Annotated in this window: 21 protein-coding genes; 4 read left to right on the top strand and 17 right to left on the bottom strand. The window is 62.5% G+C overall.

Going from position 1 to position 18,872, the window contains the following annotated elements; genetic code table 11:
• Window positions 1-5: 5 nt before the first annotated feature.
• A complete protein-coding gene (locus ACIQUB_RS14955; RefSeq protein ID WP_026283153.1) occupies window positions 6-458 on the bottom strand; it encodes a TspO/MBR family protein in 453 nt (150 codons plus the stop codon).
• Window positions 459-594: 136 nt separating this feature from the next.
• On the opposite strand from ACIQUB_RS14955, the gene ACIQUB_RS14950 reads away from it, so the two are divergent.
• Window positions 595-1,671 (top strand): DUF2252 family protein, encoded by a 1,077-nt coding sequence (locus ACIQUB_RS14950; protein WP_113235921.1) that lies wholly within the window; start codon window positions 595-597, stop codon window positions 1,669-1,671.
• Here ACIQUB_RS14950 and ACIQUB_RS14945 read toward each other — a convergent pair.
• Genes ACIQUB_RS14945 through ACIQUB_RS14930 form a run of 4 tightly spaced genes read right to left on the bottom strand, consistent with a single transcriptional unit; the run spans window position 1,657 to window position 6,788 of the window.
• On the bottom strand, window positions 1,657-2,754 hold the full coding sequence (locus ACIQUB_RS14945; RefSeq protein WP_113235922.1) for a DUF1513 domain-containing protein: 1,098 nt from the start codon (window positions 2,752-2,754) through the stop codon (window positions 1,657-1,659). The genes ACIQUB_RS14950 and ACIQUB_RS14945 overlap by 15 nt on opposite strands.
• 4 nt (window positions 2,755-2,758) lie before the next feature.
• Entirely contained in the window at window positions 2,759-3,925 is a 1,167-nt protein-coding gene (locus tag ACIQUB_RS14940; protein ID WP_113235923.1) for an imelysin family protein, read from the bottom strand.
• Window positions 3,925-5,460 carry a di-heme oxidoredictase family protein gene (locus ACIQUB_RS14935; protein ID WP_113235924.1) on the bottom strand — a complete coding sequence of 512 codons (1,536 nt, stop codon included), beginning with the start codon at window positions 5,458-5,460 and terminating at the stop codon, window positions 3,925-3,927. Before ACIQUB_RS14935 ends, ACIQUB_RS14940 begins: the two co-directional genes overlap by 1 nt.
• A gap of 47 nt (window positions 5,461-5,507) precedes the next feature.
• Complete coding sequence (locus tag ACIQUB_RS14930; RefSeq protein ID WP_113235925.1) at window positions 5,508-6,788, bottom strand: imelysin family protein; 1,281 nt, start codon at window positions 6,786-6,788, stop codon at window positions 5,508-5,510.
• A gap of 213 nt (window positions 6,789-7,001) precedes the next feature.
• Here ACIQUB_RS14930 and ACIQUB_RS14925 point away from each other — a divergent pair, with 213 nt between their 5' ends.
• A complete protein-coding gene (locus ACIQUB_RS14925) occupies window positions 7,002-7,508 on the top strand; it encodes an HPP family protein (protein ID WP_402930448.1) in 507 nt (168 codons plus the stop codon).
• A gap of 15 nt (window positions 7,509-7,523) precedes the next feature.
• Here the strand turns inward: ACIQUB_RS14925 and ACIQUB_RS14920 are convergent, their stop codons facing one another.
• From ACIQUB_RS14920 to ACIQUB_RS14900, 5 genes are all read right to left on the bottom strand, one after another.
• A complete protein-coding gene (locus tag ACIQUB_RS14920) occupies window positions 7,524-8,813 on the bottom strand; it encodes an RsmB/NOP family class I SAM-dependent RNA methyltransferase (protein ID WP_113235927.1) in 1,290 nt (429 codons plus the stop codon).
• 162 nt (window positions 8,814-8,975) lie between these two features.
• On the bottom strand, window positions 8,976-9,338 hold the full coding sequence (locus ACIQUB_RS14915) for a septal ring lytic transglycosylase RlpA family protein (protein WP_113235928.1): 363 nt from the start codon (window positions 9,336-9,338) through the stop codon (window positions 8,976-8,978).
• A gap of 406 nt (window positions 9,339-9,744) precedes the next feature.
• Window positions 9,745-10,617, bottom strand: a complete 873-nt coding sequence (locus ACIQUB_RS14910) for an SDR family oxidoreductase (RefSeq protein WP_113235929.1) — start codon at window positions 10,615-10,617, stop codon at window positions 9,745-9,747.
• Window positions 10,617-11,777, bottom strand: a complete 1,161-nt coding sequence (queG, locus tag ACIQUB_RS14905) for a tRNA epoxyqueuosine(34) reductase QueG (protein WP_402930445.1) — start codon at window positions 11,775-11,777, stop codon at window positions 10,617-10,619. Before queG ends, ACIQUB_RS14910 begins: the two co-directional genes overlap by 1 nt.
• Window positions 11,778-11,788: 11 nt before the next feature.
• Window positions 11,789-12,481: a glutathione S-transferase family protein gene (locus tag ACIQUB_RS14900; RefSeq protein WP_047506891.1), complete on the bottom strand. Its 693-nt coding sequence runs from the start codon at window positions 12,479-12,481 to the stop codon at window positions 11,789-11,791.
• Between the two features lie 282 nt (window positions 12,482-12,763).
• Between ACIQUB_RS14900 and ACIQUB_RS14895 the strand changes: the two genes are divergently transcribed.
• On the top strand, window positions 12,764-13,561 hold the full coding sequence (locus tag ACIQUB_RS14895; protein WP_113010933.1) for an undecaprenyl-diphosphate phosphatase: 798 nt from the start codon (window positions 12,764-12,766) through the stop codon (window positions 13,559-13,561).
• 61 nt (window positions 13,562-13,622) lie between these two features.
• Here ACIQUB_RS14895 and ACIQUB_RS14890 read toward each other — a convergent pair whose 3' ends face one another.
• From ACIQUB_RS14890 to dnaN, 7 genes are all read right to left on the bottom strand, one after another.
• Complete coding sequence (locus ACIQUB_RS14890; RefSeq protein WP_018899325.1) at window positions 13,623-13,772, bottom strand: hypothetical protein; 150 nt, start codon at window positions 13,770-13,772, stop codon at window positions 13,623-13,625.
• A gap of 284 nt (window positions 13,773-14,056) precedes the next feature.
• Window positions 14,057-15,037, bottom strand: coding sequence for a complex I NDUFA9 subunit family protein (locus tag ACIQUB_RS14885; RefSeq protein ID WP_113235931.1), 981 nt, complete (start codon window positions 15,035-15,037; stop codon window positions 14,057-14,059).
• Between the two features lie 109 nt (window positions 15,038-15,146).
• On the bottom strand, window positions 15,147-15,434 hold the full coding sequence (locus ACIQUB_RS14880; protein WP_112820396.1) for a DUF1330 domain-containing protein: 288 nt from the start codon (window positions 15,432-15,434) through the stop codon (window positions 15,147-15,149).
• A gap of 29 nt (window positions 15,435-15,463) precedes the next feature.
• Entirely contained in the window at window positions 15,464-16,171 is a 708-nt protein-coding gene (gene pyrF / locus ACIQUB_RS14875; RefSeq protein ID WP_113235932.1) for an orotidine-5'-phosphate decarboxylase, read from the bottom strand.
• A gap of 1 nt (window position 16,172) precedes the next feature.
• The gene (locus tag ACIQUB_RS14870; protein WP_402930440.1) at window positions 16,173-16,760 is read right to left on the bottom strand and encodes a histidine phosphatase family protein; all 588 of its coding nucleotides are present in this window, start codon (window positions 16,758-16,760) and stop codon (window positions 16,173-16,175) included.
• A gap of 1 nt (window position 16,761) precedes the next feature.
• The gene (gene pmtA, locus ACIQUB_RS14865; RefSeq protein ID WP_018899329.1) at window positions 16,762-17,358 is read right to left on the bottom strand and encodes a phospholipid N-methyltransferase PmtA; all 597 of its coding nucleotides are present in this window, start codon (window positions 17,356-17,358) and stop codon (window positions 16,762-16,764) included.
• Between the two features lie 109 nt (window positions 17,359-17,467).
• Window positions 17,468-18,586 carry a DNA polymerase III subunit beta gene (dnaN, locus tag ACIQUB_RS14860; RefSeq protein ID WP_026283155.1) on the bottom strand — a complete coding sequence of 373 codons (1,119 nt, stop codon included), beginning with the start codon at window positions 18,584-18,586 and terminating at the stop codon, window positions 17,468-17,470.
• Between the two features lie 99 nt (window positions 18,587-18,685).
• On the opposite strand from dnaN, the gene ACIQUB_RS14855 reads away from it, so the two are divergent.
• Window positions 18,686-18,859 (top strand): hypothetical protein, encoded by a 174-nt coding sequence (locus ACIQUB_RS14855; RefSeq protein ID WP_402930437.1) that lies wholly within the window; start codon window positions 18,686-18,688, stop codon window positions 18,857-18,859.
• Window positions 18,860-18,872: the final 13 nt, after the last annotated feature.

Below are 18,872 nucleotides of genomic sequence, written 5' to 3'. Positions count from 1 at the left end.
CAATCTCAGTTGAGATAGACGATGGAGGCGTTGAGCAGCGTCGCGAAGGAAACCCAGGCGAGATAGGGCAGGAAGAGCAGCGCGGCGATGCGGTCGGCATTCCAGCGGTTGAGGATGAAGGCGATGATCAGCGCGAGGAGCGCGAGGATCACGATCAACGCTACCGTCGGCACCTGCAGGCCGAAGAAGAACGGCGACCAGAGAAAATTCGCCACCATCTGTCCCGCCCAGATCAGCATCCCCACGGAGAGATGCCCGCGCATCCAGGTGCGCGCGCCGGCAAGCCCGATCAGCACGTAGAGAATGGTCCAGGCCGGCCCGAACACCCAATTCGGCGGATTGAAGGGCGGCTTGGCGAGCGATTGATACCACTCGCCCGGAAGATTGTTGACGCCGATCACAAGACCGCCGCCAAGCACGATCGCAACGAAGATGATGTAGGTCAGGGCTTTGCTCATGCGGCGGAGATAGGGCGCGGCGTTCGCCTCGCCAGAGCCATATCGCATACGATTCAAATGATCGTGCAATGATCCCGATTGCCCGCCATGCGCTTCGGGATATGCTTGGCGAAGCAGGAAATTGGAGTGCTTCGAAATGGCCGGTATCGTGCAGTCCACACAGGCCTACGAAAGCTGGCTTCGCGGCCAGCTCGGGGCCGATCTGGTCGAAGGCGACCTCCTGCGCAAGCACATGAAGATGCGATCAAGCAGCTTTTCATTCCTGCGCGCCACCTATTGGCGCTTTGCGGAAACCATCCTCGATATCTGCCCCGACGCTGCCGCCGCGCCAAAGGTTCTGGCGATCGGCGACACGCATCTCGAAAATTTCGGTACCTGGCGCGATGTCGAGGGACGCCTCGTATGGGGCGCCAATGATTTCGACGACGCGGCAGTCATGTCCTATGCGCTCGATCTCATCCGGCTGACGGCAAGCGCGCTCCTGGCGGTCACCGAGAGCGGCCCGCCGGCCCAGACGATCGCGGCCTCGGTGCTGACGGGCTATCTGAGGGCGCTACAGACGCCCACGCCCGTCATTCTCGAGCGCGATCACAAATGGCTGCGCAAGGCGCTGACCCTGCCCGATAGCGAGCGCCGCGCCTTCTGGGATAAATTCGCGAGCCTGGCGCCGGGCGAAAAGCCTGCGCCGTCAGCCTATGCCGAAGCGCTCGACGCGTCCTTGCCGCCGGGCCATGCCGCTTATGTTCCGAAGCCGCGCACCGCGGGCACCGGCAGCCTCGGGCGTCCGCGCTTCATCGCTTACACGGATTGGCGGGGCGGGCCGGTGCTGCGCGAGGCCAAGGCCATGCTGCAATCGGCATGGTCGCTCGCCCACGCGCCAGATGATCGCACCATCCATGCCGTCGAGATCGCGACAGGCCACATGCGGTCTCCCGATCCGCACTACCGGCTGATCGGCTCGGTTCTGGTGCGGCGGCTGTCGCCGAGCAGCACCAAGATCGAGATCGACGGCAATTCCGATTTGCTGCTCTCGCCGGATATGCTTGACCTGATGGGCTTCGAGATCGGCAACTGCCACGCCAATGATCCCGCAGCCGTTGATGCGATCCTGCGCGACCTCAAGGCGCGCAAGCCGGGCTGGCTGGTGGAAGACGCGAAGGCTGCGGCGGCGCAGATCGGCGCCGAGCAGAAAACATGGTCACACGCGTCGTGAGGGCGCGATCCTGACGATGTGCTGGTCCCAGGCCACGCTGCTGCGCTTGCCAAGGAAATCGCCGTCATAGGAGGAAACGGCAAAGCCGGTGCTCGCGGGCGCGATGCCGGCCGCCTCGGGCACGATCTCCTCGCGCAGCACCCGGCCGCTTATGGCATCGATCGTCACCGAGGCCCCGCCCTTGGGCGAAGTCACGCCCACCAGCCCGTCCTTGCGGTTGACTGCAATGGCGCCGACATAGTTGGCGAGCCTTCGGGTGGTCTCTTCGGGCAGGTCGACGAAGCGCAGATCCTCGCCCTTGGCGAAGGAGCCGACCAGCGGCGGCAGATCGTTGCGGCGTCCTTCATACTGGCAGGCAAACCAGATGCGGCCGCTGTCGTCGACATCGACATGGCGCGTCGAAACCTGCGCCCATTCGGCGGGCAGCGTGTGCTTCTCGATCAGAGCGCCGGTTGCGGCATCCACGATCGTCAGCGAGGGCTGCATGTTGCCGAGGTTCAGCTTGGTGCGCCCGAAATCCGGATGCGTCTCGATCCCCCCATTGGCAATGATGAGCATGTGCCCGTCGTCGCTGACGGTCATGTCGTGCGGGCCGACGCCATAGGTCTCGAATTCGCCGATCCGCTCGAAGCGATGGGTGGCGTCGTAGAGCCCGATCATGCCGCGATTGCCGTCGAAATCGTTCTCGCTGGCGTAAAGGATGCGCCCATCGGGCGAAAACGCGCCGTGGCCGTAGAAATGCCGGTTCTCGGCGGCCGTGATCACGATCGGCTTGGCTTTTCCGTGCGGGTCGAAGATCATCGCATAGGTGCCGGGCCGACGCGCGAAGGCGACGGTCTTGCCCGTGGCGGCGCTGAAGGCCATGCCGTGCGAGCGTGCCGGCAGAGCCACCTGATCGATGATCTCGCCGCGCTCGGAAACGGTCGCGACCGCGAAGGATCCATTGGCCTGCCGCACGCCGGAGGCATAGACGGCGTCGGCGCGCTCGAGCGCCATCAGCGCACGCGGCTGCAGGGCGGCCAGGAAGGTCAGCCCGGCCGCCTTGACGAAGCTGCGCCGGTTGATCGCGGCACTCCTGATCATCGGCTCAGTCGCCGTCGGAGAAGGAGAAGCCGGCCGAGAGGCCGATCGCAGCACCATAGTTGTCGCTGATCATGGTCACGAGGTCGCGCGTATCGACCAGCAGCTGGTCAAGCTTTGCCTTTTCGGCATCGCTGGTGGCGACCTCGATATCGGGGTTGAGCTTGGGCACCGTTTCCAGAAGTGACTTCAGCTTGGCGTCGATCGCGTCGGCAACCGGCTTCTTGTCCGCAGGCAAGAGGTCGGCCATTTCGGCCTTCTGCCAAAGGTTGCGCAGCCCCTCCAGATTGGATGTCATCGACTTCCAGGTGTTCTTGGAGCGCCAGTAAATCGCCATCTTTGGGCGCGGCGTCGTGTCCTTGCCCTTGTAGAATTGCTCGAGGCGCTGATCGCGGACATTCTCGGCGCCATGCACGAGAGTGCCGAGCAGCGCGGTCACGGCTTCCTTGTTGTCCATGAAATCGGCGCTTTGCGGGCCGGGATGCTTCCAGCTCGCCTGGATGCCGTCAGGCTTTTCCCAGGCGGCGACCACTTCGGCTGCCTCGCGCTGGATGTTGCCGGCCACGGCCGCACCATAGAGGCAGCGGAAACCGCTCTTCTGGTTGGTGAGGTCTTCCGATCCCGTCCCATAGAGCACGTATTCGAGCGCCGTCAGGCCCTGCAGGGCAACGCTCTTGGAGGCGATTGCATCGACCGTCGTGTCCTTGGGATCGGCCTTGGCGATCAGCGTCTGCACCTGTCTCAGGCCCACGCCCTTGCGATCCGGGTAGAACAGGATGTGCTCGAAGAGATTGTCCTGGATGACCGGGCCGACCTGCACCATTTCGATCGCTGACCAGTAGCGGATGATGTCGTCGAAGGCCGACTTCGCCTTGTCGAGGCTGCCGGGCGTGCCCTTGTCGCAGAGATCCTTCATCGCCGTGGTCAGTCGCGCCGCGGATTGCTGGGCGTTGCGGTAACCCGGGCGGATCACCTCGTCGACAGCGCGCTGCATGACGGCGGGCACGGCCTCCTCGTTCAATCCCGGCTGGGCGCTAGCCTGGCCGGCCGGAGCGGCAGCCTGGCCAGCCTGACCCGCCGGTGCTGGGGTCTGCCCCGCCTGCGGAGCGGCCGTCTGCGCCACGGCATGGGAGGCAAGGGCAAGGGAGAGAACCAGAGGGTACCAAAGGCGCATCAAAGAGACTCCAAAAACGTAATCAGTGCCTGCCTGTTATCCGCAGGCAGGGAGGCAAATGCGTCGCGCGACTTTTGTGCTTCGCCGCCATGCCAGAGGATCGCCTCGGTGAGGTTTCTGGCCCGGCCGTCATGAAGGAAAAAGCTATGTCCGCTGACAGTCTTGGTGAGACCTATACCCCATAGCGGCGGCGTGCGCCATTCACGTCCGCTTGCAAGTCCAACCTGTTGTCCGTCCGCCAGCCCGTCGCCCATGTCGTGCAGCAGGAAGTCGGAATAGGGCCAGATCAGCTGGAAGGACTGCGCCTTGTCGAGGCTGTCGCGCCGCGTCACATACTTCGGAACATGGCAGGCCGTGCAGCCGCTCTCGTAGAAAACCTGTTTGCCCTTCAGCGTCTCGGGAAAGCTCGCCTTGCGCCGCGCCGGCACGGCCAGATTGGCGGAATAGAAGGTCACGAGGTCGAGGATCGGCCCTGGCGCTTCCTCGTTTCCAAGCCGCTTCTGCACGCCCGTTGGCATCGCCTTGCACTTGGTCTGCGCCTCGGTGCAATCGCCATGCGGGTCGGGCTGGTCGGGAGTGGAGATGCCGATGTCGTTCAGGAACGCGTCGGCGCTCTGGTCGCGAACGCTTGAATTCTGCGCCTTCCAGCCGAAGCGGCCAAGCGCGATCTTTCCGGTGCGGTGGTCGCGCACGATCGCCGCCTTGCCGTGGATGCCATCGCCGTCCTTGTCGTCCGCGTCGGCATGCGCGAGGATATCGGCCTCGGGAATGGCTTCGATCAGCCCCAGCCCGATCATCGCCGGCGCCACGCGCGGCGAGATCGTCGTTGCTGGATCGAGCGGGCCGTAACCGAGGTCGTCGATCGCGTAGCGCGGCCGCCGCAACGAGACGGTCTCGCCACCGGCGAGCGTCACCGGCTCCTCGGTGTATTCGACCGTCATCTTCCCCTCGGCGGGAAGGCCGGGTACCGCGCGATCCTGCAGCTGGTGGCCGTACACGGGATCGGGGAAGTTGATGGTCTCGGCATTGGCGACGGCGCGCTCCTCGTCGGGCGTCTTGGCCGTCCGCGCCAGTCTGAGAAACATCGAGCTGGTGCTGGCGTCGGGCTCCGGCTTGCCGCGCCCGTCATTGAGGTGGCAGTTCATGCAGGAGCGCGCGTTGAAAAGCGGTCCCAGCCCGTCGGAGGCTTGCGTCGAGGAAGGGGCGGAGACCCAGAGCTTCTTGAAGAGCGCATTGCCGAGCTTGAACGGCTGCTCCTCCTCGAAAGGGATATTCGCGGAGATATGCGAGAAGGAATTCTTCGTCACCGGATCGATCGACGTCGCGCCGCCCGCCTGCATGGCCTCGTATTGCTCGGCCTTGGAAAAATCGGTGGTCGGCCGCGTCACATCGGCGACGCGCTTGGCGTCGGCTTCCGTGAGATCGGTGCGCTTGGTGGGAAGGTCGAAATTATCCGCAAGGGCGGCGGAAAGGCCGGCGATCGTGGCGCATATGGTTGCGCTGAAGAGAAGACGACGGGCCGGGAAAGGCGACATTTCGGAGTTCGGGCCGCCTCGGGAAACGAAGCGGCCCGCCTTTTCACTTATTTGAAGACCGCGCCAGGATTATCCAAGCTGTCGGAACCTTCAAGCTTGACCGTGCCGAGATCAAGGGCTGCGATCACGCGCTGCACCGATTTCGTCTGGTCGACGAGGCCGTCGATGGCAGCCTGGACAACAGCGTTGCCCTTCTTGTTGCCCTCGGCGATCATCTGGTCGTACTTCTCGACGTTCTGGCCGCGCTTGGCCATGATCGCCATCGCCTTCAGCGTCGCGTCGAGCTTGCCCTGCATTTCCTTGTCGAGCTTCTTGTCCTTGGCGGCGACGAGATCGTGCAGCGACGGACCCTTCATCTTCGTACCGTCGACGCGGGTGTAGTTGCCCGTATAGGCGGCAGCGATGCCGACAGCGTCGTTGAGGTGCGAGTTGTAGGTGTTGTCGGAGAAGCAATCATGCTCTTCTTCCGGATCGTGCAGGATCAGGCCGAGCTTCATGCGCTCGCCGGCGAGTTCGCCATAGGAGAGCGAGCCCATGCCGGTCAGGATGGCGACGAGGCCGGCCTTCGGATCGGCTTCGACATGCTTCGTGGCTTCGCCATCCGGCTTCCAGTTGTCGGTCATTTCCTGCAGGTCGGAGACCAGAAGCGTCGATGCCGACTTCAGGTATTCGGCGCGGCGGTCGCAATTGCCGTGCGTGCAATTCTTCAGGTCGTAATCGGTGGCCGGGCGGTTGCCGGCGCCTGGGCCGGTGCCGTTCAGGTCCTGGCCCCAGAGCAGGAATTCGATGGCGTGATAGCCGGTCGCGACATTGGCTTCCACGCCGCCGGCTTCCGCCAGCGTGCCGGAGAGGAATTCGGGCGTCAGCTTCGAAGCATCGACATCCTTGCCGTCGATCTTGATCGTCTTGTTGGCGATCACGTTGGCGACGTAAAGCGAGTTCTCGTCGCTCTCGGTGCCGTAGGAGGCGTCGACATAGTCGATCAGGCCTTCGTCGAGCGGCCAGGCGTTGACCTTGCCTTCCCAGTCATCGACGATCGGGTTGCCGAAGCGATAGACTTCCGTCTGCTGGTAGGGAACGCGAGCCTTGATCCAGGCGGCGCGCGCGGCTTCCAGCGTCTTGTCCGTCGGCTCCTTCAAGAAGGCGTCGATCGCCGCGTCGAGAGCCTTCGCCGTGGTCAGCGCGTCTTCATACTTCGCATGGCCGAGTTCGGTGTAATATTTCACAACGGCAGCAGCATCCGGGGCCGCGTAAGCGGGAATGGCGGACAGAGCGGTTGGGGCCACCGCCAGCGCCAGGGCTGCGCAGAAATTTTTGTTGAGTTTCATGGGATCCTCTCCTGTGACGGGCATCCCGTATGACACCCGGCGAAAATGTCTTCGCCCAAAAGCAAACTGGTGTCAAACACTCTAGTTTGGAATGGTTTTAAGGAAACGAATTCCGCCGAAAGGCCATGAAATCGAAATCGAATTGCTTGGAAAATGGGCGATATATGAGTAATCACTGTGCAACTGCATAAACATTGTCCGGATTGACCGCGTATGCGCCGACATCTCAAGCATTTCACCCACCGCCATGAGCCGAAGGGGACCGTTCATCTCCATCTGAAATCCGGCATCGGCGCCATGATCGGTATGGACTCGGTCGGCGCGCTCACCGTTTTCACCGGCATTCCGCTGCTGATCGCGCCCTTTGGCGCCACGGCGGTTCTGATCTTCGGTCAGCCGAAGAGCCCGCTCGCGCAGCCGGCCAATGTCATCGGCGGCTACCTTCTGGCGGCGCTGATCGGCGGCCTGGCGGTCTTCCTGTTTCCGGGGCTTTGGTGGGTCGGCGCGATCGCTGTCGGGCTGACGATCGCCGGCATGCTGATGCTGCGCGTCACCCATCCGCCGGCCGGCGCCGTGCCGCTGGTGGCGTTCGGCTCGCATATGGGCGGACCGATGCTGTTTCTGATCGTCGGTTTCGGCAGCGCGCTGCTGATCGCGATTGCAGTGCTGCATCACTTCATCCCGCCGCGGCATCAATATCCGCTGCGGGCGCCCAACTGATCCCGGCTTTTTGAATTAGCTCTTGCGCTTCATCCGGCAGAAGAAGAAGCCATCCGTGTCGGTCGATGCGGGCGTCAGCGTAATTGTCTGGCCGTCCGACGAGCGCGGATGCGGGCTATCCTTGCCGAACAGCTGATCCCAGCCCTCAAGCGCACCCGAGATCTCGAACTCCGGATTGGCGGCGGTAAACGCGCGCACCTGCTGCTCGTTCTCCTGTGGCAGCACCGAGCAGGTCACATAGATCAACTCGCCGCCGGGGCGCACATAGGCGCTCGCTTGGCTCAGTGCGTCCTGCTGCTGGGCGGTGCGCTCGTCGAGGTTCTTGGCCGTCAGGCGCCATTTGGTGTCCGGGCGTCGGCGCCATGTGCCGGTTCCCGTGCAGGGCGCGTCGACCAGCACCTTGTCGCAACGATCCTCGAGGTTCTTCAGCGCCTTCGGATTGTCGTGCACCTGAACGTTTCGGGTGCCGGCGCGCTTCAGCCGTTCGATGATCGGCGCCAGCCGCTTGCGGTCGGCGTCATAGGCGTGAACCTGGCCCTTGTTGTGCATCGCAGCCGACATGGCGAGCGTCTTGCCGCCGCCGCCGGCGCAGTAGTCGAGCACCTGCTCGCCATCCTGGGGCAGCACGAGATCGGCCACGATCTGCGATCCCTCGTCCTGAACCTCGAACCAACCTTTTTGGAACGAAAGCTCCGCTGTCACGTTGGGAAGACGAGAGGCTCCTTCGCCCGCGGCAATCCGGATGCCGTAGCGCGCGATGCTGGCCTCCTGCGCGCCTGATCTTTCGAGCGCCTTGACGGCCTTTTCGCGGGTGGCCTTCAGGATGTTCGCACGGAGATCGAGCGTCGGTCGCTCGGCGAGCGCCTGTGCTTCCCTCAGCCAGGTGTCGCCGAAGGATTTTTCGAAGGTGGGCTGTATCCACTCCGGGATATCGCCCTGAATATGGGAAGGAGCGTCCTTGAGATCACGGGAGTGAAAGGCCGAAAGCGTTGCCTCAGAGAGTGCTGCCGGCGCGAACTTGTCATCTGCAAGCTCGGCGGCAAGCGTCTCGGGCGTAAAGCCCCACTGGCGGAACATGACGGCATGGGCGATTGCCGATGCGCTGTCGTCGTCCATCAGCCAGGCGTGCGAGAGGCGCATGCGAAGCGCGTCGTAGACGATGTTGCCGATCGCGGCGCGGTCGCCGGAACCGGCGAACCGATGCGCGAGCCCCCAATCCTTGAGAGCATCGGCGACAGGCCGTCTGCGGGCATCGATGTCTTCAAGAACCGAAATCGCCCCTTCGAGCCTACCGCCCAATCGCATTCACAACGCTCCTATTGCCTGGATCAATGCCGGACCCTTTAAGGGCCGGCGGCTTGTGAACGATCCGCAGGAAGCGCGACAGACGCAGCGGATGGTACACAAGTCTCAACCGCGTGGTATCCGCGATTGGCGGCAAGAGCAAGCGGTGGCTTATATCAGGTGTTAGCCGATCACTTCGTAGCAGACCTTGGCGGTGCCGGTGCTGACCATGCCGATGTTGCTGGCGGCTGCACGGGAAAGATCGAGAACGCGGCCGCGGATGAAAGGACCACGATCGTTGATGCGGACGACGACGCTGCGGCCGTTGTTGCGGTTGGTGACCTTGACCTTGGTGCCGAAAGCGAGCGAGCGGTGCGCGGCAGTATTGATGGTCGGGTTCATGCGTTCGCCGGAAGCGGTTTTGGAGTGAAGTGCGTACCACGACGCGCCACCACAACCATTTGCAGCAAAACCTTCCATCGGAAGGATCGTAGAACAGGCTGCTATAGCTGTGACGGCGATAATAGAACGGCAAATTTTCTTCAAAACGGGGTGTCCCTCAACTGTTAAACCTACGCCTTGTGGGCGGCGGGGGCTTAAACCGGTCGAAAAGTGGCAGAAAAGTGCCCCGAATGGTCACGGAGTGTTACACATTGAAATATATGTGATGAGCCGGCAAAATGATTCGAACCGTCGTCAAGCGGTTTCGAATGAAAAAAGCGCAATTGAATCAAGTAAAATTAGAACTTTTTTTGCGGGAAGCCGTTGACGACTCCCGCGATCACAAAAATCACGAAAATAATTTTGCGCAAGCGTCATAATTCTCGCCCCATTTGGGCAATTTCCAAGGCTTCCGCCCAAATTTTGCGCCAAATTTTAACGAAATCTGCCTGGAGTAGGAATTTCCTACCATTTCATCGCATGCGATATGGCGATATCAGGGGCGTCTAAGTCAGCCCCGCCAGGCCTCGTTCTGCAACAACTGCGCGAGTGATTGTGGGTAGGTGGGGAAAGCGAAGGTAAAGCCGGCGGCCTTCAGCTTGGCGTTCGAAACGCGCTTGTTCTCGCCGTAAAAGGAGCGCGCCATCGGCGTCAGTTCGGCGGTTTCGAAGGCCTGTTCCGGCGGCGGCTCGACACCCATCAGGCGGGCCGCCTCGACGATGACGTCCTGCGGCGGGCCGGGGCGGTCGTCGGTGACATTATAGATGCCGCCAAGTTTATGCTCGGAAAGAAAGCGCGCGCTGGCGCCGATATCCTCGACGCGGATGCGGTTGAACACCTGATCCTTCTTGATCAGCCGCCGCGCCGTGCCACGCGCCAGATTGACGAAGGCATTGCGGCCCGGTCCGTAGATACCGGACAGGCGCAGCACGGCTGCGGGAATGCCGATCCGCTCGCCGATCGCAATCCACGCCGCCTCTGCCTCCAGCCGTTCCTTCGAACGACCCGAGACCGGCACGCACGGCGTCTCCTCGCTCACCCATTCGCCCTTGTGGTCGCCGTACACACCGACCGTCGAGAGATAGCCGATCCAGGAAAGCTCAGGCATGAGCGTCTCGATGCGCTCACCGGCGAGCTTCAGCAGCGGATCGCCCGCCTCGCGTGGCGCGATCGATTGCACCAGATGCGTGGCCGAGCGCATGGCGTCGACAAGCGTCGCGTCGAGCGTCTCGCCGTCAAACACGAAGGCCTCGATACCCTGCGCTCTCAGCGCGGCTGCCTTCTCTTCCGAGCGCGTCGTGCCGGAAATGCGGAAACCCTCGGCCATGAATGCCTTGGCGATTGCCGTGCCGGAATAGCCGCAACCGAAAATCACAAGATGCATCACGTCGCTCCCGCCAGTCTCCATTCGTTCAGCACATCGCTGTCCGACTCATCCTGGGGCCTTTGTGCCGCAAAGCGCTTAAATTCGCCAGCCTCCATCAGCCGCGACAGTGCCCATACCGCCATGGCGCGGACGACAGGCGAGGCATCGGCGGCAAGCGAAAGGCAGGCATCGAGAAACTGGCGGTCGCCGGAATTGCCGGCCGCGATCAGCACATTGCGCACGAAGCGGTCGCGGCCGATGCGCTTGACCGGAGAGCCGCTGAAGAAGCTGCGGAAGGTGGGATCGTCGAGCGAAAGCAGCGCGGCGATATCCGGCTCCTGCAGATCCTCGCGCGCCTTCAGTTTCATTTCGGAAGCAGCGCTTGCGAACTTGTTCCAGGGACAGGCCGCGAGACAGTCGTCGCAGCCATAGATGCGGTTGCCGATCAGCGGCCGGATGGCGGGATCGATCGGCCCCTTGTGCTCGATTGTCAGATAGGAAATGCAGCGCCGCGCGTCGATCTGGTAGGGCGCCGGGAAAGCGGCCGTCGGGCAGGCGTCGAGACAGGCGCGGCACGAGCCGCAATGATCGATCTCGGGCGCGTCGATCAAGAGGTCTGCCGTGGTGAACATCGAGCCGAGAAACAGCCAGGAGCCATGCGCGCGGCTGACGAGATTGGTGTGCTTGCCCTGCCAGCCGAGCCCGGCTGCCGCCGCCAGCGGTTTTTCCATGACGGGGGCCGTATCGACGAACACCTTCACGTCTTCACCGGCGCGCGCCGCAAACCGCGTGGCGATCTCTTTCAGCCGGCCCTTGATGATGTCGTGATAATCGCGGTTGCGCGCATAGACAGAGATCGCCGCCTTGTCCGGCTTCTCGAGAATGCCGCGCGGGTCTTCCTCGGGCCCGTAATTCATCGCGAAGACGACGACCGACTTCACGTCGCTCCACAGCGTGCGCGGATCGCCGCGCCGCTCGCGCGTCTCGGCCATCCACTCCATCGTCCCGTGCCTGCCGGCATCGATGAACTCACCGAGACGTTCCTTCGCCTCGGGAATGCTGTCCGGCCGCGTGATCCGACAGAGATCGAAGCCGAGCGCCTGCGCTTCCGCCTTGACGAAGGTGGTCAGCGTCTCTCTACGTTTGTCTTCCTTGGTCTGTGCGGATCGTTCGGGCATGAGAGGCCCCGTCAGAAATCCAGGTCGGCGTAATGCGAAACAGGGGTCAGGCCGCGCACGCGCTCGGTGAGCAGCGGGCGGAAGGACGGGCGCGACTTGATGCGCTGGTACCACTCTTTGACGAGCGGCGATTCCGTCCAGTCGATCTCGCCGAGATAATCGAGAATGGAGACGGAAGACGCAGCCGCCAGATCGGCATAGCTCATCCGGTCGCCCGCCAGCCACTGGCGCGAGCCGGAGAGCCACGTCAGGTATTTCATGTGCTGGCGGATATTGGCGCGCGCCGTGCGCAGGATCTTCGAATCCGGTGCGCCGCCGCCCTGGTCGGCCGTCATCTGCAGCTTGTAGACGCGCTCGCGCGCCAGCGGCCGGGTCACGTCGGTTTCCATCTTGACCATGAACCACTCGGTCAGCCGCCGGATTTCGGCGCGCTGGAACGGGTCTTCGGCCAGTAGTCGGCGATCGCGCTTCAGCACACCGTGCGTCTCGTCGAGATATTCGGAGATCACGGTGGACCCACAGAGCGCGCGCATGCTGTCGTCGACATAGACGGGCAGCGTGCCGGCCGGGTTGAGCGCCAGGAAATCCCGGCGCTTCTCCCAGGTCTGCTCTTCGATCAGGTCTGCCTGATAGCCATACTCCGTCAGGATCAACCGGACGAAGCGTGATGCGGATGACATGGGGTGATGATAGAGCGTGGGCATCGAGACTCGGATTTTTGGATGGCTGGGGGTGCACGTCGCATGGACGCGATGATTATAGCGCCCTAGTCATGACTCATTCGTTGAAGCTATAGAAGTTTGGCCCCTCCAACACAAGCGAGTCGGGCCGCCCGTAACCCTGACGAAGGAAATCGACCTCGCCCAAAAATCGCCGACAACCGATCAGAGGTTCTCGTCGCATCCTCGTCTGGTGAAAATTGGTGTCGTTCCCCCAGCGGCACAGCGCAATTCCCGTCTGACCGAACCCCGAAACGGAGACAATTGATGGATTACATAAACGCGATAATCCTAGGCATAGTCGAAGGCATTACCGAGTTTCTACCGATTTCAAGCACCGGCCACCTCATCATTGCCGAGCAATGGCTCGGCCACCGGTCTGATCTTTTCAACATCGTCATTCAGGCGGGCGCCATCCTCGCCGTCACCATCATCTACTGGCGCCGTATCATGACGCTTCTGCTCGGCTGGCAGGATCCCGCCAACCGTTCCTATCTCTTCAAGCTTATCCTTGCCTTCCTGATCACCGCCGTCCTCGGCCTGATCGTCAAGAAGCTCGGCTTCGAGCTCCCCAGCACGGCCACCCCGATCGCCTGGGCGCTGATCATCGGCGGTATCTGGATGATGGTTGCCGAATGGCTTGCCGCCCGCCGTCCGCCGCACAAGGAAATCACCTGGCTGGTCGCCATCCTGGTTGGTATCGCGCAGGTCGTCGCCGGCGTGTTTCCGGGCACCTCGCGTTCGGCGTCCACGATCTTCGTCGCCATGCTTGCTGGCACCGGCAACCGCGCGGCCGCCACGGAATTCGCCTTCCTGGTCGGTATCCCGACCATGTATGCGGCAAGCGCCTATGAATTGCTGAAGACGTTCAAGGATGGTGGCGCGGCCAATGAAGACTGGACCGCTCTCGGCATCGCCTTCGTCGTTTCGACGATCGTTGCCTTCGTCGCCGTCAAGTGGCTGCTCTCCTATATCCAGAGCAACAAGTTCACGGCCTTCGCAATCTACCGCATCATTCTCGGCGCCATTCTTCTCGGCATGGCATCGGTCGGTATGATCGCCTGATCGGGAAGCAAAGCTCCCCGACCAAAAAAGAAACCGGCGTCTTGGGGCGCCGGTTTTTCTTTTACCTGAGAGCTGCGGTTTCGCAGGGATCGACGCCGTAGGCCGGCGAGCATTCGCCCTTCACGGCAGCGACCGAACCGGGCGCCACGAAAGAACCAGCCAGAATCACCAGCGCCGCGGAAGCAAAAAGCAGCGCAATTGACCTACCCATCGAAGTAACCTTTCAAGTCGTTTGAGCGCGCCTGTTTGAGGCGCTGAGTCCAAGCACAGACGCGCGGGGTGTGTAGTCAGAGGAATGGGAAATAGCAATAAATGTTCCTGCTAAATTTCCTGTTAATTCCGCTAAACTTTTCATGCGACTTTTATGCAACGCCCGGCGGTGCATAATCCTGCAAAAGCTGGTGGTTCAGCCTGTTTTTTAGCCCCTGCCTCGAAAAGCGCAACGCCGCCCGCGGGGTCCGCGGGCGGCGTTGTCGTTAAGAAAATCGGCGTAGCTCAGGCAGCCTTGCCGCTGTTCGTATACTGGCCCTGCGGGCGGAACTGCACGAGGTAGCCATCGATGACGGAGCTTACCATCGTCGGCGCGATACCAAGGTCCCGCAGCGTCCGTCCCTCGGTTTCCGCTTCCTTGGAAACGACGTTGTCCTTCTTCAAGAGCTTTACCTGATCGGCGGTGATCGGCGGGGCGATCAGCGGGATCATGGAGGCAACGCTGCCGATCAGCGAGGCAACGCCGAAGGGAAGCGAGACCAGCGGGTTCGTGCGCGCAGTCGACTTCAGCACCGCTTCGAGACACTGGCGGAAGGTCAGCACTTCCGGGCCGCCGAGTTCGTAGATCTTGCCGCCGGCAACCTTGCCCTCGACAGCCTTGGCCACAGCCTCCGCGACATCCATAACATAGACCGGCTGCAGCTTCGTCTTGCCGCCGCCGATCAGCGGCAGAAACGGCGCCGAGCGCGCCATGCCGGCGAACTTGTTGAAGAAGCCGTCTTCCGGGCCAAACACGATCGACGGACGGTAGATGATGGCATCAGGCGCGACCGAGTGGATCGCGGCTTCGGCGCGGCCCTTGGTGCGGGCGTAGGACGAATCGGAGTTAGCGTTGGCGCCGATCGCCGAGATGTGAACCAGCTTGGCGCCGACGCCGCGCGCGGCTTCTGCCACGGCGCGACCGCCGAATTCCTGGACGGCCTCAAACGAGTTGCGGCCGCTTTCAAACAGGATGCCGACGCAATTGACGACGTAGGACGCACCCTCGACGGCGCGGTCGACCGACTGGCGGTAGCGCAGGTTGGCCTGCACGAAGGAAATCTGGCCGACATTGCCGAGCGGCTGCAGGAAGCCGGCGAGATCGGGGCGGCGCACGGCAACCCGGATGCGATAGCCGCGCTTGGCCAGCGCGCGTACGACGTGCCTGCCAACGAAGCCGGAGCCTCCGAACACGGTGACGAGTGGCGGCAGGTTGGCAAGGGTCATGGCAGGTTCCTCGGAAGGCTGATGTGATTGGCGGGTGATCTCGTCTTAGCCCAATCAGGGTGCGACGAAAAGACCTATCGCACCACGCTTGCCACGACTTTGATCTGCCTCAAACGCCTTCGACGACAACCATTTCCGCGTCGGCCACTTCCTGGCGGATCTTGGCGGCGATCTGGTATTCAGGCGAGTTGTAGCAATCCACCGCATGCTGCATCGAGGGGAACTCGATGACGACATTGCGCGCCCGTGCCTTGCCCTCGAGCTCCGTCAGCGCCCCGCCGCGGGCGAGGAAATTGGCGCCGTATTTCTCGAAGGCCGGCTTGGCGGCGGCGACATAATCCTTGTAGCGCTCGGTATCGCGCACATCCACGCGAGCGATCCAGTATCCCTTGGCCATGGTGTCTCCTCCTGGTTTATGTCGTAAGATCAGCGGTTGGCCGGCCAGAGCGCAAGCACCATCTCGTCGAGAATGGCCTTGGCCGCCTGCTCAGGTTCCGGCGCCTTGACGATCGGGCGGCCGACGACGAGATGCGTCGAGCCGGCGCGCAGTGCGTCATAGGGCGTCATCACCCGCTTCTGGTCGCCGCGCTCGCTGCCGCTCGGGCGAATGCCGGGGGTAACGATCGCCATGTCGGGGCCGACGACTTCGCGCACGACAGCAGATTCCTCGGCCGAGCAGACGATGCCGCCCATGCCGGCTTCGCGCGCCTGTTCGGCGCGGCGCAGCACCAGCGAGCGCGGATCGCCGCTGTAGCCGGCCTCGGTGAGGTCGGCCTCGTCCATCGAGGTCAGCACCGTGACGCCGAGCAGGCAGAGCCCCGAGCCCTTTGCGGCCTCGACGGCGGCGCGCATCGCCTTCGGATAGGCGTGCAGCGTCAGCATCGACATGCCCATCTTGGCGATGTTCTCGACGCCCGAGGCGACCGTGTTGTCGATGTCGAGCAGCTTCATGTCGAGGAAGACTTTCTTGCCGTCTTTGGCAAGATCGCGGGCGAATTCCAAGCCGCCGGCAAACACCAGCTGGTAGCCGATCTTGTAGAAGGAGACCGTATCGCCGAGCGTTGCGACCATCTTTTCGGCTTCACCGAGTGTTGGAACATCCAGTCCGACGATCAACCGTTCGCGCGCGTCCATCTCACATCCATCCCTGCCAGTCTTCGATAGGCGTCCAGTCGCATGATAGGCGCCGATCCGCAAGACGGAAACAATAGAGATTGCCGCCGCCGCCGGGCTGGTCGCGATCCCGCCCGATCGGCCGACCCTCAAGGTGACATTTCAAAAGCGTCCCCACGCCGCCATGGCCGACGAATGCGATCGGCAGGCTGGTATCATGCGTGGCGAGAATGCGCTCGACGTTAGCGACGATCCGGCGTTGCGCATCGATCGCCCGCTCCCATCCGTGGAAGCTCTTCTCCGGATTGGCGAAGAACCAGTCCGCCGCCTTCTCGAATTCTGATGGAGGCAGGAAGCCGGTCGCCGACCGGTCGTTCTCGTGCATGTCCTCGACGATCTCGACCGAAACGCCGGAGGGCGCGGCCAGGATCGCGGCGGTTTCGATCGCCTTGGTCTCGTCGCTGCTGATGATGCGCTTGAGCTGCGACGCCCAGGGCTTGTCCGCCGCCAGCCGCGCGCGTGCGGCGCCGACATCCGACAAGCCCCATTTGGGAACCGGGACGGCGGCGTCGATCTTCACTTGCGGGTGGGTGATATAGAGACCGAACACGTCAGCCTCGGCGGTAGATCCAGAGCTGCGCCGGCGGAATGTTGCGGACGATGAAGTCGAAGTGCTGGATGTGGTAGCGCTCGGGCCGCGCGATGATCGGCGAAACCGGGCCGTAGGAAATCTGCACGAAGGGGCGTCCGGCTGGCAAACGGTCCAGCACGCTTTCCAGCATGGCGATGCGCGCCTGCATCGGGAAGTTCAAAAGCGGCACGGCGGAAACGACGCTGTCGAATTTCTGCCCGTCCATATGGGCGAGTGTCTTGTCGAGATTGAAGGCGTCGCCATTGATGACGTTCACGCCGGGATAGAGCCGCACCAGATGTTCGTAGAAGTCGGTCGAATATTCGATCGCGACGAGGTTTTCAGGCTTCACGCCGCGCTGCAGGATGGCCTTGGTGATAGCGCCGGTGCCGGGCCCGAGTTCGAGAACCGGAAGGCCGGAGTTCGGGTTGATGACGCTTGCCATCTTGCGCGCCGTGATCGACGACGTCGGCACGATCGAGCCGACTGTCTTCGGCCCCTGCATCATCCCCTTGAAAAACCGGATCTCCTCGTCGAATTTCTTGCCCAGCCGTTCCTTGAGGCGCAAGCCACCCATGCCGTTCTCCTTCGTGCAGCACATGCTGCATGCTTATGTGCAGGCAATACGGCGCTAAAACAAGGCAGAGCGTCGCAATTGACAAAGTTTGAACGGCAAATGCGACGCGCTACACGCGCATCGGCATCAGCACGTAAAGGGCGTCGTCACCGGCCGTGTCGCGAATGAGCGTCGGAGAGCCGGCATCGGCCAGAAGGAAGATTGCCTGATCACCGGAAAGCTGCGCGGTGATATCGAGCAGGTATTTGGCGTTGAAGCCGATTTCCATGGCATCGGTGTCGTAGCCGACGGCCACTTCTTCCGTCGCGCTGCCCGAATCCGGGTTGTTGACGGTCAGCAGCAGCTGTCCGTCCGAAAGCGCCAGCTTCACGGCGCGGCCGCGTTCCGAAGAAATGGTCGAGACGCGGTCGACGGCCTGCGCGAAGCTCGTGCAATCGACGCGCATTTCCTTGTCGTTGCCGGTCGGGATGACGCGCTGGTAATCGGGGAAGGTGCCGTCGATCAGCTTCGAGGTCATGACGATCGAGCCGATGGAAAGGCGGATCTTGGCGTCGGAAACTTCGACCGTGACCATCGCTTCCGGATTGTCGACCAGCTTCTGCAGCTCGCCGACCGTCTTGCGCGGAATGATGATGCCGGGCATGCCTTCGGAGCCCGAGGGAGCGTTGACGTCGGCGCGCGCCAGGCGGTGGCCGTCGGTGGCGACGGCGCGCAGCTTAAGGTCGCCTTCGCTTTCGATCGTGTGGAAGAAGATGCCGTTCAGATAGTAGCGGGTCTCTTCCGTCGAGATCGCGAACTGGGTGCGATCGATCAACATCTTCAGATCCGTCGCCTTCAGCTTGAAGGTGTGCGTGAAGGTGCCGGCCGTCAGGTCTGGGAAGTCGGATTCCGGCAGGCATTGCAGCGAGAACTTCGAGCGGCCGGACTGAACCGTCATCGAGCCGCCGTCCTGGCTGGTGGCGAGCAGCACTTCCGAGCCGTCGGAGAGCTTGCGCACGATGTCGTAGAGAAGATGGGCGGGAACCGTGGTGGCGCCGGGCTGCTCGACGTTGGCGGGCGTCGCTTCCGTCACTTCCAGATCGAGGTCGGTCGCCTTCATGTCGAGGTTCTGGCCATCGGCGCGCAGCAGGATGTTCGACAGGATCGGGATCGTGTTGCGGCGTTCAACCACGCGGTGAACGTGGTTCAGCGACTTCAAAAGGTTGGACCGCTCAATAGTAATACGCATGGGATGCTACCGCTTTCGACCGTTACTGCCCGGGCGCGCTTGCACACGCCTGAATAATGCCTTTCCCAAAAGCTGGGATCGGAGGATTGGACGCGCAAAATGGCAGAATTTTGCGGACGAATGCAAGAGGCGCAAAGGTCGCTGCCTCTGCAATTGCCATTTTCGCTGCGGATGCTCACAGAAATCACCGTTACCGGCGAAGTCCTGCCCCTTGCCGAAGAGATGGGTGTCGCCCATAAAGGCCGGAAGCCAGAAAGGGCAGACATATCTTGAGCAATGACGAGAC

Origin of the sequence: Rhizobium sp. NPDC090275 (assembly GCF_044772225.1) — a bacterium.
In the GTDB taxonomy this organism is placed as follows: domain Bacteria; phylum Pseudomonadota; class Alphaproteobacteria; order Rhizobiales; family Rhizobiaceae; genus Rhizobium.
The sequence above is the reverse complement of the archived record's forward strand: the minus strand, read 5'-3'. Positions and strand labels throughout refer to the sequence as shown.

Bases quoted from the DNA above. Each gene is read 5' to 3' on its own strand.
- ACIQUB_RS14855 (WP_402930437.1), top strand. From the start codon at position 18,686: ATGGCAGAATTTTGCGGACGAATGCAAGAGGCGCAAAGGTCGCTGCCT.
- ACIQUB_RS14885 (WP_113235931.1), bottom strand. From the start codon at position 15,037: ATGACCCTTGCCAACCTGCCGCCACTCGTCACCGTGTTCGGAGGCTCC.
- ACIQUB_RS14890 (WP_018899325.1), bottom strand. From the start codon at position 13,772: ATGGGTAGGTCAATTGCGCTGCTTTTTGCTTCCGCGGCGCTGGTGATT.
- ACIQUB_RS14945 (WP_113235922.1), bottom strand. From the start codon at position 2,754: ATGATCAGGAGTGCCGCGATCAACCGGCGCAGCTTCGTCAAGGCGGCC.
- ACIQUB_RS14940 (WP_113235923.1), bottom strand. From the start codon at position 3,925: ATGCGCCTTTGGTACCCTCTGGTTCTCTCCCTTGCCCTTGCCTCCCAT.
- ACIQUB_RS14930 (WP_113235925.1), bottom strand. From the start codon at position 6,788: ATGAAACTCAACAAAAATTTCTGCGCAGCCCTGGCGCTGGCGGTGGCC.
- ACIQUB_RS14895 (WP_113010933.1), top strand. From the start codon at position 12,764: ATGGATTACATAAACGCGATAATCCTAGGCATAGTCGAAGGCATTACC.
- ACIQUB_RS14955 (WP_026283153.1), bottom strand. From the start codon at position 458: ATGAGCAAAGCCCTGACCTACATCATCTTCGTTGCGATCGTGCTTGGC.
- ACIQUB_RS14900 (WP_047506891.1), bottom strand. From the start codon at position 12,481: ATGCCCACGCTCTATCATCACCCCATGTCATCCGCATCACGCTTCGTC.
- ACIQUB_RS14920 (WP_113235927.1), bottom strand. From the start codon at position 8,813: ATGCGATTGGGCGGTAGGCTCGAAGGGGCGATTTCGGTTCTTGAAGAC.
- queG (WP_402930445.1), bottom strand. From the start codon at position 11,777: ATGCCCGAACGATCCGCACAGACCAAGGAAGACAAACGTAGAGAGACG.
- ACIQUB_RS14950 (WP_113235921.1), top strand. From the start codon at position 595: ATGGCCGGTATCGTGCAGTCCACACAGGCCTACGAAAGCTGGCTTCGC.
- pyrF (WP_113235932.1), bottom strand. From the start codon at position 16,171: ATGGACGCGCGCGAACGGTTGATCGTCGGACTGGATGTTCCAACACTC.
- ACIQUB_RS14935 (WP_113235924.1), bottom strand. From the start codon at position 5,460: ATGTCGCCTTTCCCGGCCCGTCGTCTTCTCTTCAGCGCAACCATATGC.
- ACIQUB_RS14910 (WP_113235929.1), bottom strand. From the start codon at position 10,617: ATGCATCTTGTGATTTTCGGTTGCGGCTATTCCGGCACGGCAATCGCC.
- ACIQUB_RS14925 (WP_402930448.1), top strand. From the start codon at position 7,002: ATGCGCCGACATCTCAAGCATTTCACCCACCGCCATGAGCCGAAGGGG.
- ACIQUB_RS14880 (WP_112820396.1), bottom strand. From the start codon at position 15,434: ATGGCCAAGGGATACTGGATCGCTCGCGTGGATGTGCGCGATACCGAG.
- dnaN (WP_026283155.1), bottom strand. From the start codon at position 18,586: ATGCGTATTACTATTGAGCGGTCCAACCTTTTGAAGTCGCTGAACCAC.
- pmtA (WP_018899329.1), bottom strand. From the start codon at position 17,358: ATGGGTGGCTTGCGCCTCAAGGAACGGCTGGGCAAGAAATTCGACGAG.